This is a genomic window from Paradesulfitobacterium aromaticivorans (genome assembly GCF_054657415.1).
On the sequence record NZ_BAAHYT010000010.1, the window covers coordinates 1,653,355 to 1,665,968 of the forward strand.

Consider the following 12,614-nt stretch of genomic DNA (forward strand, 5'->3'; position numbering starts at 1 on the left):
CAATGCCCCGTCAATTAAAGAAGGCATAACCATAGATTTTACTCTATGGTTATGCCTAACAAATAACTTACAACAAAGGGGGGCTATTCGTGCAAACACTAATATTTCAAAGTTTGGTCATGGGGATTTTACAGGGAAGCATTTATTCTTTAATAGCAATGGGGCTTAGCCTTATCTTTGGGGTAATGAAAATTATTAATTTTGCCCATGGTGAATTCCTTATGGTTTCAATGTATGCTTCCTTTTTCCTTTTTACTTTTTTTAATATCGATCCCTATTTATCAATTGTGTTCACCATTCCTTTTCTTTTTGCTTTCGGGGCACTAATCTATTGGTTTCTTATCAAACCTATTCTGAAAGCTCCTGAAAGCAGTCAAATACTGTTAACAGTAGGCATCGGATTGATATTACAAAATCTTGCCCTTTCCCTATTTTCGCTTGATTACCGGACTATTTCCCTTGATTACGCACAAATAAAGTTTACACTAGCAGGTGCTGTTATAGGCCTGCCGTATCTCATCGCTTTTATAATTTCCGGGTTAGTGGCTTTAACACTATTTTATGTTATGGGAGAAACAGAATTTGGTCGCCAAATCAGGGCTGCTGCCGAAGATCCTGATGCCGCTTCCCTGGTTGGAATCAATGTAAAACGAGTATTCACTTTATCTTTCGGCTTGGGAATTGCAAGTCTAGCTGTTGCGGGAGGAGTACTGGTTCCCCTCTATTACACATCTCCAGAAGTTGGTGCGCTTTTTTCCTTAAGAGCCTTCGTAATTGTTGTTTTAGGGGGAATGGGAAATATGACCGGGGCTTTTTGGGGAGGGCTAATCATTGGATTAGTGGAAGCTTTAGGTTCAATAATTATGCCGGGTTCTCTGGCCCCTATTTTAACATTTATTGTTTTCATTGCTTTGCTGGCACTTAGACCACAAGGGTTATTCGGAGGTGCAAAGCTATGATAACCGGAAACAAATTTACTATTCTTTTTCTGATGAGTTTCGGAGCTATTTTAATAATTGCCCCTGCTTTCGTAAGTAGTTATGAGTTAAACACTTTATTAATGATGTTATTCTATGGATATTTGGCAAGCTCTTGGAATATTGTTGGCGGATACGCTGGCCAACTTTCTTTAGGTCATGCCCTTTTTGTTGGGGTAGGTGCTTATTCTTCAACTTTTTTATTTATTCAATTCGGACTTACTCCCTGGATAGGAATGATTATTGGAGCCCTCCTAGCCACCCTTTTAGGCGCTTTTTTAGGGTTTTTAAGCTTTCACTATCAAATTAAGGGACCATATTTTGCTTTGGTTACTCTGGCTTTAGCTCAAGTGTTTCTCTATCTGACCCTTAACATAAAAAAGCTAGGTGCAGCCAGCGGGTTAATAGTACCTACAAAAGGGAATGCTCCTCTTTTATTCCAGTTCCAGAACAGAGTTATTTACTACTATATAATGCTTATTATGCTTGCTTTAGTCATTGGAATTACAGCATTTATCCTTCGGCGTCGTATAGGATATTATTTCCTAGCACTCCGCGAAAATGAAAGTGCCGCTCAAGCCTTGGGGATCAATGTGATGAAATATAAAATCTTTGCAGTAGGGCTCAGCGCATTCTTTTCTGCCATAGGTGGAAGCTTCTATGCTCAATATTTTATGTTTATTGATGCTCCTTCAGTCATGGGGTTAGCCCTTTCTACTGATATTGTAATTTTTGCTGTGATTGGCGGTGTTGGCACTCTCCTTGGTCCTTTAATCGGTTCCGTTGTATTAGTAACGGTTGGAGACTTCACCCGTTCACTGTTTGCTTCAACCCTTTCCGGTAGTGGTTTAAGAAGTATTCACGTGATCGTATACGGTATCTTTTTAATTTTCATAATTCTATTTATGCCCAAAGGTATTGTTGGTTGGATCAAAGATTTAATTGTATCTAAAAGGGGGAAAGCAAAAGGTGTTGCTGTCAGCGGAAAACTTAACTAAGGTTTATGGTGGTTTAGTAGCAGTTAACCATTTGTCTTTCCACGTAGAAGAAGGGGAAATACTCGGTGTGATAGGCCCTAACGGAGCAGGCAAAACCACTTGTTTTAGACTGATTTCCGCCTTTGAATCCCCCACCCAAGGAAGAGTTATTTTCAAAAATCGAAAAATCTCTGGAATGCGTCCTGACCAAGTATGCAAACTTGGGATGTCGCGTACCTTTCAGATCACGGAGCCTTTTCCAAATATGACTGCCTTAGAAAATGTAATGGTCGGGGCTTTTATCCGTTATCCATCCACTCGTGCAGCCACTCGAAAGGCAGAAGAAGTATTAGAACACATGGGAATGAGCCCAAAGGCCCATATTGCTGCCAAAAACTTAACCCTAGCAGACCACAAGTTATTGGAAATCGCCAAAGGATTAGCCACTGAACCGTCCCTTATGTTACTCGACGAAGTAATGGCCGGGTTAACACCAACAGAGGTCGAAGAATTAATTGCTCTTATTAAACAACTGCGTGACTCTGGAACTACTTTTCTTATGATCGAACATGTAATGCAGGCAGTTATGGCCCTTGCAGACCGGGTTGTGGTCTTGCATAATGGTGAAAAAATTGCAGAAGGCTCTCCGTCCACAGTTACCTCAAACAAAGAAGTAATTAAAGCTTATCTAGGAGAGGAGGGGGTTACAATTGCTTGAAGTTAAAAACCTAAATGCCGGGTACGGACGGGTACAAGTGCTGGCAAACGTTTCTCTCCAGATTAACCAAGGCCAAATTATTTCCATTTTAGGAGCTAACGGTGCGGGTAAAAGCACTCTCATAAAATCAATTTCCGGCTTAGTACGTCCAGCATCCGGTAAAATTCTTTTCCATGGTAAGGATATAACTCATTTGCCTCCTCATCAAATTGTCGCCGTCGGCATCTCCCAGTGCCCTGAAGGCCGAAGAATATTCGGGCAAATGAGTGTCTTAGAAAATCTATTGGTCGGAGCCTCTCATTCTGAAGTTAAAAAAGACCGTTCCCAAACCCTCAAAGAAGTTATGGATATTTTTCCCCGACTCAGAGAACGAACCAATCAAAAAGCAGGCTCGCTTTCAGGTGGCGAGCAACAAATGTTAGCTGTGGGAAGAGCTTTAATGGCTAAACCACAATTATTACTTTTAGACGAACCCTCCTGGGGGTTGGCCCCTCTTTTAGTATCTGAACTATTTAATGTAATTAGACAGCTAAATCAGAAAGGGCTTACAGTGGTTCTTATTGAACAAAATATTCAACAAGCATTAAAAATTTCCCATCACGGCTTTGTCTTAGAAAATGGCCGCCTAGTTCTGGAAGGAACCGGGGATGAATTGCTAACAAACTCCGAGACAAGAAAAGCTTATCTAGGAATGTAATAGAGACTTGCTAATACCCAATTTGTTCTTCTCAGTGGTGAATTTGATAGTACTACCTGCGCAGTTTTGGCTTGTAAAGAATTTGGAAATGAAAATATTATTGCGCTGACATTATATTATGGACAAAAACATGCTAAAGAAATTGAGTCTGCAATAGCCGTGACCCCCAGTGTTTTAAACACTGCCCATTATATCATTAATTACCCGGATCCTTGCCGGTAGCGAATTGCCTGCAGGGATATGTTCAGGCCAAAGAGGCTCAACCTATAGCAATGAATTCTATGTGCACTGTATTTGCGGAGTCGGAAGTGATCAGTCTCTTGGCCAACGGCAATCCCAAAGAAGAAGTGGTAGCCGGGCTTTTTAAAAGTACGGCCAAACGCCTGGCCTGTTTTGCTGAAACCCTGGGGAAGCCCAAACCATTGATCCTTTCGGGCGGAGGGGCACATTATGCTCTGGCTGGCTCGCTATTTGGAACAAGACCTCTGCTCTTTTGTATGCGATAGATTTCTTGAACGACATTTTCATAAACTGATAGATAGTATATAATGAAGAAAAGAATTACCTTGATTTGAAGAATAAGAGCTATTAGGAGGCCAACCACAATGCTACGGAGATTTAAGGTTATCCTGGAACAAAACGCAAGCGGTGGCTTTACCGTTACTGTACCTGCACTGCCGGGATGTGTTACTCAGGGGAGAAACCGCGAAGAGGCTCTGGAACATGTTCAGGAGGCCATAGGTGGTTTTCTGGAAGCACTGCAGATTGAAGGACTACCGATCCCTGAGGGTGATCTAGATATAGCGGAAGTGCAAGTGAGTTATGGGCAATGAGCAGAATGCCGAGAGTAGAGGGAAAAGACGTTGTTAGCGCTATGAAAAGGGCGGATTTCCGGATTTCTCATATCCGGGGCAGTCACCATTATTTGCGTCGTGCGGATGGTAACCTGGTTTGTGTGCCAGTACATGTCGGCGTTATTCTAGACATAAAAACGCTAAAGAGTATTCTGGAACAGGCTGGATTAACCATAGATGAACTTATCGAATTACTCTAAGCGACAAACAAAAACGAGCCGCTTATTCCTTGAGAACCCAAAGTAGAGGCCTATGGTTTGGTACTGGTAAAAGCCGGTCTGTCTCCAGAAAAAAATAATTGAGGTTGGCATGAACAATTTTTATTATGTTAGCAGGAAATCTGAATTGAATGGAGAATCATAGCTGTACGTTCGTAGCTGTACGTTCGGCTAAGGAAATCTACTCCCGATAGAGAATCGGCAAGTTAATCAAGAGAAAAGCGCCGTAGACCGCCCATGGAAGCGAAAGTTCCTCGGGTTAAGCTTCTATACCGGCAAACAGGTCGGCATTCGTCGCGCGCCCAAGACTATCGAACGGCTAAAGAACGATTTAGCCTTTTGAACTTTTCGGGGCTAAATACCTAAGCTCGTTTCCGGGAAATTCCTTGTTGAAGCGAAAGACATTGCGCGGCTTGCCTTTGGTTGTAATTAGTTCCTTACCTGCCACTTCAATCACCTGGTGGGCGGCCAGATGCTGTAAAATGCGACGGGCGTTGCGGATGCTGGTGGAGAGCACTGTTGCCACATCATACGCCGTAAAGAATTCGCTTTTCATATCGAGAATCGAGCGAATTGACTTCTCAAGCAAAGTCGGGCTTAAGCCGGACCTGGATGCCAGTTCCAGTAAAGCAGGCTCAGTAATACTTAGCCTGCGGGGGGCTGCACTCGCTGTCCCCAGAGGCCCGAGGATTGATTTGTTGGGCAGGCAGACAAAGCAGGAATTGTCAGCGGTTTCCCGTGACTTCTGCAAAGCGATTCTGGCATGGTAACCGGCGATGGACGCGGTGTTGGCGATACCCACACCCAAGTGCAAAACGAGCGAAGTCTGCTCCAAAAGTGTGCCTAAAAGGGGCATTAAGGTCAGGGAATCCGTCAATTTTTCAAACAGCTCGCGCGTAGTTACGATCACGAACTGGTCGCGCACACTGCGGGTAAGGTTTCCTTCTACTTCTTGCGTAAACTTGAGAATTTTTCGCTCCAAGTCCAGGAGTTTCTCATGGATCTGCACGGTAGTTAATGACATTTCATTTACAAGCGTGGCTTCGATCATCACCACGACCAATTGATTCGCTTTGTTAATGACACTTGTGCTAATAAGTTGCGCTCTTTCCAGGGCATCCAGGACGGCAGAGCGCGGGGTAGTGATACGGACGACCGGCACTCCTGCTTCAGTAAGCTTTTGATAAGCAGACTGCAAGCAGGTAAAGGCCAAGGTCGTTTTTTGTTCGCGGTAAAGTTTAGCATGGAAATCGATAAATGCTTCGTTAGAAATAGGGTTGCTGTATTGGAGCGCATACAGTTCTTGTGTCTCAAGTCCTAATTCGCTTAAAGTCTCTTTGACTTCATGCTTGGTAATCGTGTCGATGCTGATGCGGCTAAGATCCGCCCCGTTTTGTACGGCCTTAAAGAAAGCCTTAAACAATGCTTTGCCGCCGGAGGGTATATAAAACATCGGAAATTGATTCTGGTATACCTCATATGCCCTCATGTACGGGATCGGCCCGGTGAAGAGCACGCCGTCAAAATATCCGGAGCTGGCGGCGACCGTGGCAACAGCATCTTCCGATGATGTGTATGGCCGCGGAATTAAGTTAAGGTTTTGAAACAGATCTGCGAATTCCATGACAGCTCTTACATTGTCTTCTGGTCCTACAATGAGCAGGCGGAAGTTGTCTTCCACACTAAGATCCTCCTTCGCCGGGCATGTGCGTTAATCAGCTATGTTCTTATTAATTATAACTACTCCGCTAACTTAATGTAAAGGCGGACAATTCTCAGACGGATGATTCTCATACCCTGATTAACCGATGACGGTTTGCACAAATTTTACAAAAATTTATGGGTGTCGGCAGGAATTTCACCGAGGATGTCGTATAATATCATTAACGGAAGACTTACGGTAAAATGCCGTAAATAATTTTAAGAGGAGGTTTTTTACATTGAGCGCATGGGACAGACTGAAGTTTCTCATTTTTGGCGCACCGATGGAAGGGGAAGATGATATCCGGCCTTTTGGTATGGATAAGCGCAAGTACAACTTGCTTGATATCTTCCTTATCTTTTCCGGAACGCAAATTGCGATTTCCTTTTTTGTGGTCGGTGCCGGGACTGTTCAAGGACTTACGGTGTTGCAGGCTTTTGTTGCGGTTTTTCTTGGTTATGGCATTGTCGGTGGCCTTATCGTGGGTTTTATCGGCAAAATTGGGTTCAATGAAGGGATACCGACCATGGTTGCTACCCGTTCCGCTTTTGGTATCCGTGGGTCCATCCTTCCCGTCATCATTACATTTATTGAGTTAACCGGTTGGACTGCGGTGCAAGTAGCTCTGGGCGGAAGCGCCCTAAATACCTTGATCGTGTCTGTGAACCCGGCTTTACAAAGCAATGCCACGCTCATTATCTCGGTAGTTATCATCGGCTTGGCCACGCTTTTAATTGCCACCCGCGGTGGGCGGACCATTAAGAAGATGAGCGATTTAGTTGTGCCAATTTTGATTATATCGCTCATTTATGTTGCTTACATTGCCATGGGCAAGTATTCTTTTGGTGAGATTCTCAATATGAAAAACGAAGGGACTAATACGTTCCTCTCAATTTTTGACGTCATGATCGTCAGTGCTTTGACCTGGGCACCGATGGCTGCGGATTATACCCGGATGGGAAAAACGAGCAAGGGTTCCCTGTATGGCGTGTGGTTGTCTCTCCTGATCATTACCCCTGTCATCCACATGATCGGGATGATTTCCGCTGTCGGTTTAGGAGTGCCAAACCCACTGACTGCGCTCGGATCCGGTATTGGCAGCCTGATCGCTCTCTTTATGATTCTGTTTGCGACTTTAACCACTTCCGTGCTTATTCTGTATTCTACAGCTATGGCCGGAATTAACATGATGGAGTCTTTTGGCAAAAAGGTTCCCCTGTGGGCCGTAGCAACGGTTGTAGGCATTCCCGCTATTATCCTGGCCACCAAACTTGAAGTCGTGTTCTTCGTCATCCCGTATCTCGATTACCTGGGCGGTCTGCTCGCTCCGCTGTTCGGGATTATGATTTTTGACTATTACTTTACGAATCGCGGCAAACTCAGTACGGATGATTTGTATAAAGAGTCCGGAAGGTACTGGGGCCAAGGCGGGTTTAACGTCCCTGGCTATATCTCCTGGATCGTGGGCGCAGTGTCTTACTTCTACTTGCTGAAGATGGTTAGACCCTATCACTCCTGGGTTATCGTTTCTCTCATTTCGTTAGTGTTGTCCGGGATAATTTATCTTATCTTGAAGAAGAAACCTGTGTCCCAGAATGCCTGAGAACGTGACTTAGTGGTAAAATAACCGAACGCTGGGTGGCCTAAAATCTAGGTCACCCAGCAATACAAGATTTGTTCGTAAAACGGTTGAGCTGGAGGATTAATTGGATGGTTATAAATTATGAAAAGAATTTGGTTAGCTATCTAACAGAGAGAGAGTATCCAAGCTTGCAGCCGCAGGAAGTGGAACGCTTAAAAGCCGTTTTACTACATGACCTCGTTGTCGGAGATTGGGGCTATACCAGCCGGGAATATCGGGCGGTCGAGCCTCTTTATACTAAAGAAAAGTTTTTGGACAGGGTGTTGCTTACAGCCTTGGCTTTTTCGGCCAGAGCTTGTGAGGATTTTTACGGAGCCAACCATTTTGGACCGCTGATTATCCCCAATGCCCTCTTATTCGGAGCAGAGCATGAGATTGGCGGAGACAAGCTTTTACGGGCGCTGGCAGTAGGATTTGAGACCGGGATTATTTTAAGTGACCAATTGGGAGCAGGAGCAGGTGCTCGGGGTTTTAGGGGCACGCCGGTGTTCGGCATTGTGGCCGCTGCTGCCGCCGTCGCTTACGCTTCCTCAGCTAAGCATGAGGAGTTTGCCCGCATCCTGGCTCATGCCGCTGCTAATGTTTTCGGCCTCGGGAGTTCACTTTTGGGCGGAACGGATGAGTGGCGCTATCAAGCGGCTCTGGGGGCGTACCATGCTGCTTTCGCGGCGCATGTGGGACTTAAGGGTCTGGAAGGCGGAGAAATTTATATTACCGGGGAGAAAAAATTTGCCGGTGTGTTTGGCGGACAAACCGAACTTAACCCCCCGCAGGCACGGTTTGGCTTGTCATTGCTAAAACTAGGAGTTAAACGCCATCCTGTTCATATCTTTGCTTTGAGCCCGGTGGAAGCTGCCGTGCGTCTTGCGCAAAGTCATGGACCCTTTACTGACGGAGAGACTTTAGGGGTAAAAGTAAGGGTTCCAGCCAAACAAGTGCTGCCGTTTAATCTGCAAACAGGGCCGTATTCCATCATTAACCAAGCGATTGTAAGCATCCCCAGCAATGTGGCCATAGCTCTGCATCACGGCAAGTACGAGTCTGAGCTTCTTTCTTGGGCCAATCATCCTGAAGTGGTACGGATTGCCTCGAAAGCACAAATTATCCCGGATTCCGGCTTACAGGAGTATGAGGCAGAATTAGAGGTTATAACAACCAAAGGAGTGTACACGGAGAGGGTTGCCAATCCTTCGGAACTATACTTCCCGACTCTGGCGCAGGAACGCGCACTTCTACTTAAAGAGGCACCAATACGGGGAATTAGTCCTGAGAAGGTAAGCCGCCTGGCTGGAATCATTGAGCAGATGGAAGCCGGAAGCTGTGAGGAGATATTAGCGGAGATCTAACGGATCTGAGCGTGCAATCAGTTTAGTCTCTAATTTAAGAAGTGTTTCCAATAATAGTTGAATGATAATGGGTCAAACTATCAAGATTCAGTAGGAAATAAGGGAGTGTGAGAAATGTCTAAAGCCTATTCACGGTTGTTTTCACCGCTTAAGATAAAGAACTTGACTTTGCGTAACCGCCTGGTTTTGCCGGGGCTGATCAGTAACTTTGCCACGGAAAACGGGGAAGTGACAGACCAGCTTATTGCTTTCTTACAAGCACGCGCACAGGGAGGGGTAGGGCTTATTTTCCTGGAGAGCGTGTTTGTGGATTGGAGCGGCAAGGGTACCCCGCGCGAAGTCGGGATTCACGATGATTCTTTAATCCCGGGGCTTAAGCGTTTAACCTCTGCGATGCATGAGGCCGGGGCGAAGATAATGCCTCAGCTGATCCACTGCGGGCGGCAAATGACTTCTGCCTTTTCCCGCCAACCGCTCTTGGCACCTTCCGCTATACCCGATCCGGTTGTGGGTGAGATGCCTGAAGAAATGACGGTCACCGAGATTAAGCACATGGTCGGGCAGTTTGCCCAAGCGGCAAAGCGGGCGCAGAAGGCGGGCTTTGACGGAGTGGAGATTCACGCGGGGCATGGCTATTTAATTTCGGAGTTTCTCTCCCCGTATGCGAACAAGCGCACGGATGAATATGGGGGCGGCCTTGAAAACCGCATGCGTTTCCTTAAAGAAGTCGTAGAGAGCACTCGGGGTTTGGTGGGTGTGGACTATCCGATTGCCTGTCGTCTTAATGCGGAAGAATACGTGGCTGAAGGCATTCATGTTGAAGAAGCGGCAGAAATAGCGAAGATGCTCGAGGATCTCGGAGTCGACCTTATTGATGTTTCTGTCAGTGTCAAGGAAAGTTACCACTACTTGTCTGTTACTTCCGGGGAACCGGTGGCTAACCAGGCGGAGATGGCATCCGTGATCAAAAGCAAGCTTAGGATTCCGGTCGTGACTGCCGGGCGGGTTATTACGCCGGAGATTGCGGAAAACATCCTGGCTCAAGAACAGGCTGACCTGGTGGCTGTTGGGCGCGGTCAGATTGCTGATCCGGAATTCGGGTACAAAGCTTTGGCTGAGCAGACGGCAGAGATTGTGCCCTGTCTGGGCTGCAATGCCTGTAATGCGCGGACGCACCGGCCGCAGATTATCTGTCTCATGAACAGTGCGGTTGGAAGGGAATTAGACCAGGCCCAAGCTAAAAAGGCAGATGCTCACGCCCTTAAGGTTGGCGTGATCGGGTCCGGTATAGCCGGGCTTGAGGCTGCTAAAGCAGCGGCGCTTAAAGGGCATAAAGTAGTGCTCCTGGAAGCAAACGGAGAAGTGGGGGGCTTGCTCGGAGTCCTTAGGCCCAGAGTGCCAGGCCAACAGGAACTCGCTAAAGGGGTAGAGTACCGCCAGGAGCTGTTGGCGCGGCTGGGCGTTGAGGTTAAACTCAATGCTGATGTGACTAAAGAGCTGAAAAACGCTGAATTTGACGTGCTTTATGTGGCAGAACCCGGGGGAATTAAGCCCCGTTATCAAGTGTACGAAGGGCAATATGCGCTCGATATTTTACGCGCACAGGATTTGTCTGCTTCATCCTATACCGTAGTGGGAAGCGGAATCCTGGCTGCGGAAACCGCACTTTATTTAGCCGGACGTGGGAAAGAAGTAACATTCATATATGATCACCCGAATATGATTCAGGACGCTCATCCGACGATCCGTTATTATACGAGAGAGCGTCTGGTCAAAGCGGGTGTGGAAATGCTTCACGAGGCGGAAATAACGGCAGAACTTCTCAGTGCTTATGAAAATCTCGTTTTTGCCCATGATTTCGACGAAGAGGTGCTCCGGGAGCGTTATGAAGGGAAAGCTGCTAAGGTAGTCTATCTCGGAGACAGTTATGAAGCGAGCGCTTTGGCTGAACGGGTCTGGAAGGCAGCACTTGCTTAACTGGGACGGCAACTATTTGGAGGAAGGGTTGAGATTGAGTTGACAGACTGGATTGCAGACGAGGTAGAAGCGCTCTTTCCTCAACTGGTTTCATGGAGGCGTGAACTGCACCTTTACCCTGAAAGCGGCTGGACAGAATATAGAACTTCTGCTTTTATTGCTTCAAAGCTTAAAGAATGGGGCTGGAAAGTTTACTTGGGTCGGGAAGTAGTTGAGCCTTCAGCCCGTTATGGGGTTCCTGAATCTGAGTACTTGCACGAATGTGAACAGCGAGCCATAGCAGAAGGGGTAAACCCGGAGGAAATGGAACTGATGCAAGGTGGGTTCACTGGAGTCGTGGCCGAATGGGTGACAGGAAGGCCCGGCCCGGTGACTGCTTTGCGCTTTGACATTGACAGCAATGACATTGAGGAAGCGGAAGATACGAGCCACTTTCCTGCCAAGGAAGGTTTTCGTTCCTGCCATCCGGGCTTAATGCATGCTTGCGGGCATGATGCCCACTCAGCCATCGGGCTTGGCTTAGCCCGCCTGCTCTCTCAGTATGAGGATAATCTGGCTTTAGCCGGCACTATCAGGCTCTTATTCCAGCCAGCCGAGGAAGGCAGCCGCGGCGCCTTGGCCATGGTGGAAAAAGGGTGGCTTGAGGATGTGGATTGTTTCTTAGGCGGGCATATTGGCTTTGGTGCTGAGAACTTGGGAGAGATAGTCCTAAATGCCACGCATTTTTACGCCACGACTAAATGGGATGCTCTCTTGCGTGGGCAAGCGGCTCATGCCGGGCGCGAGCCGGAAAAAGGCAAGAATGCGCTCTTGGCGGCAGCTACTGCTGTGTTGAACCTGCATGCCATCACCCGTCACAGCGAGGGGATTTCCCGCCTCAATGTCGGTAGGCTGACGGCGGGCTCGGGACGCAATATCATTCCCGCAGAGGCCTGGCTCCAACTGGAAACGCGCGGGGAAACGGAAGAGGTAAACAGTTACCTTTCCCAGGAGGCGGAGAGAATTCTACGGGCCGCCACTCAAATGTATGATTTGGACCTGGAAATTAAGAAGATGGGGGAAGCGGTCAGTGCTGTGGGCTCCACGGTCTGGAACGGCCTGCTCAGGCAGGCTCTCACACACGGCAGCCGCATTGAATTAATTCGCGATTCCCTGGCTTTAGGCGCTTCTGAAGACGTAACCTTAATGATAAACAAAGTTCAGGAGCATGATGGCTTAGCAAGCTATTTCCTGTTTGGGACTTCTGTAAAATATGGACATCACCACCAGGGATTTGATTTTGATGAAAAGGTTTTGGCGATTGCCCTCGAAGGGCTGGCCCGGGTCGTTGGGGAGTTAAACCGCAGTGACAAGCGCAAGGAGGGCTAGATATCTAATATCGTTGCCCACCTTAATCTTAATTACTTGTGCAATGACTACGGTCTTGATACAATTAAAACAGGTGCATAAGAGATATAATTTTACGGTGCTCGCTTGGTGTCCGCAAACACTGGATGTTAAAGGAAA

Annotated in this window: 12 protein-coding genes and 1 pseudogene; 12 read left to right on the forward strand and 1 reads right to left on the reverse strand. The window is 47.0% G+C overall.

All coding sequences use genetic code 11. The features are described from left to right. Positions 1 to 89: 89 nt before the first annotated feature. The 8 genes and pseudogenes from ACYQ2N_RS13730 to ACYQ2N_RS13765 all read left to right on the forward strand — a co-directional run bounded on the left by ACYQ2N_RS13730 (position 90) and on the right by ACYQ2N_RS13765 (position 4,423). The gene (locus ACYQ2N_RS13730) at positions 90 to 959 is read left to right on the forward strand and encodes a branched-chain amino acid ABC transporter permease (RefSeq protein WP_459999814.1); all 870 of its coding nucleotides are present in this window, start codon (positions 90 to 92) and stop codon (positions 957 to 959) included. Then, on the forward strand, positions 956 to 1,975 hold the full coding sequence (locus tag ACYQ2N_RS13735) for a branched-chain amino acid ABC transporter permease (protein WP_459999815.1): 1,020 nt from the start codon (positions 956 to 958) through the stop codon (positions 1,973 to 1,975). The genes ACYQ2N_RS13730 and ACYQ2N_RS13735 overlap by 4 nt, the downstream gene beginning before the upstream one ends. Beyond that, on the forward strand, positions 1,947 to 2,672 hold the full coding sequence (locus tag ACYQ2N_RS13740) for an ABC transporter ATP-binding protein (RefSeq protein WP_459999816.1): 726 nt from the start codon (positions 1,947 to 1,949) through the stop codon (positions 2,670 to 2,672). Before ACYQ2N_RS13735 ends, ACYQ2N_RS13740 begins: the two co-directional genes overlap by 29 nt. Further along, positions 2,665 to 3,369 carry an ABC transporter ATP-binding protein gene (locus tag ACYQ2N_RS13745; protein WP_459999817.1) on the forward strand — a complete coding sequence of 235 codons (705 nt, stop codon included), beginning with the start codon at positions 2,665 to 2,667 and terminating at the stop codon, positions 3,367 to 3,369. The genes ACYQ2N_RS13740 and ACYQ2N_RS13745 overlap by 8 nt, the downstream gene beginning before the upstream one ends. A gap of 33 nt (positions 3,370 to 3,402) precedes the next feature. After that, positions 3,403 to 3,591 (forward strand): annotated as a pseudogene (locus tag ACYQ2N_RS13750) (7-cyano-7-deazaguanine synthase); the annotation flags it as partial. Between the two features lie 50 nt (positions 3,592 to 3,641). Then, a complete protein-coding gene (locus ACYQ2N_RS13755) occupies positions 3,642 to 3,875 on the forward strand; it encodes a BadF/BadG/BcrA/BcrD ATPase family protein (RefSeq protein WP_459999818.1) in 234 nt (77 codons plus the stop codon). Between the two features lie 99 nt (positions 3,876 to 3,974). Continuing rightward, positions 3,975 to 4,202: a type II toxin-antitoxin system HicB family antitoxin gene (locus ACYQ2N_RS13760; protein WP_459999819.1), complete on the forward strand. Its 228-nt coding sequence runs from the start codon at positions 3,975 to 3,977 to the stop codon at positions 4,200 to 4,202. After that, positions 4,199 to 4,423, forward strand: coding sequence for a type II toxin-antitoxin system HicA family toxin (locus ACYQ2N_RS13765; RefSeq protein ID WP_459999820.1), 225 nt, complete (start codon positions 4,199 to 4,201; stop codon positions 4,421 to 4,423). Before ACYQ2N_RS13760 ends, ACYQ2N_RS13765 begins: the two co-directional genes overlap by 4 nt. A gap of 349 nt (positions 4,424 to 4,772) precedes the next feature. On the opposite strand, the gene ACYQ2N_RS13770 is transcribed toward ACYQ2N_RS13765, so the two are convergent. Continuing rightward, the gene (locus ACYQ2N_RS13770) at positions 4,773 to 6,122 is read right to left on the reverse strand and encodes a BRO-N domain-containing protein (RefSeq protein WP_459999821.1); all 1,350 of its coding nucleotides are present in this window, start codon (positions 6,120 to 6,122) and stop codon (positions 4,773 to 4,775) included. 259 nt (positions 6,123 to 6,381) lie between these two features. On the opposite strand from ACYQ2N_RS13770, the gene ACYQ2N_RS13775 reads away from it, so the two are divergent. From ACYQ2N_RS13775 to ACYQ2N_RS13790, 4 genes are all read left to right on the forward strand, one after another. Then, entirely contained in the window at positions 6,382 to 7,746 is a 1,365-nt protein-coding gene (locus ACYQ2N_RS13775; protein WP_459999822.1) for a purine-cytosine permease family protein, read from the forward strand. 107 nt (positions 7,747 to 7,853) lie between these two features. Then, a complete protein-coding gene (locus tag ACYQ2N_RS13780; RefSeq protein WP_459999823.1) occupies positions 7,854 to 9,131 on the forward strand; it encodes an MmgE/PrpD family protein in 1,278 nt (425 codons plus the stop codon). A 114-nt stretch (positions 9,132 to 9,245) separates the two neighbouring features. After that, the gene (locus ACYQ2N_RS13785) at positions 9,246 to 11,108 is read left to right on the forward strand and encodes an oxidoreductase (RefSeq protein ID WP_459999824.1); all 1,863 of its coding nucleotides are present in this window, start codon (positions 9,246 to 9,248) and stop codon (positions 11,106 to 11,108) included. 39 nt (positions 11,109 to 11,147) lie between these two features. Next, positions 11,148 to 12,476: an amidohydrolase gene (locus ACYQ2N_RS13790; protein ID WP_459999825.1), complete on the forward strand. Its 1,329-nt coding sequence runs from the start codon at positions 11,148 to 11,150 to the stop codon at positions 12,474 to 12,476. Positions 12,477 to 12,614 lie beyond the last annotated feature (138 nt).

What these genes read in the sequence shown, in the direction of transcription:
- ACYQ2N_RS13760 (WP_459999819.1), top strand. Translation starts at nt 3,975, where the DNA reads ATGCTACGGAGATTTAAGGTTATCCTGGAACAAAACGCAAGCGGTGGC.
- ACYQ2N_RS13780 (WP_459999823.1), top strand. Translation starts at nt 7,854, where the DNA reads ATGGTTATAAATTATGAAAAGAATTTGGTTAGCTATCTAACAGAGAGA.
- ACYQ2N_RS13755 (WP_459999818.1), top strand. Translation starts at nt 3,642, where the DNA reads ATGAATTCTATGTGCACTGTATTTGCGGAGTCGGAAGTGATCAGTCTC.
- ACYQ2N_RS13735 (WP_459999815.1), top strand. Translation starts at nt 956, where the DNA reads ATGATAACCGGAAACAAATTTACTATTCTTTTTCTGATGAGTTTCGGA.
- ACYQ2N_RS13785 (WP_459999824.1), top strand. Translation starts at nt 9,246, where the DNA reads ATGTCTAAAGCCTATTCACGGTTGTTTTCACCGCTTAAGATAAAGAAC.
- ACYQ2N_RS13765 (WP_459999820.1), top strand. Translation starts at nt 4,199, where the DNA reads ATGAGCAGAATGCCGAGAGTAGAGGGAAAAGACGTTGTTAGCGCTATG.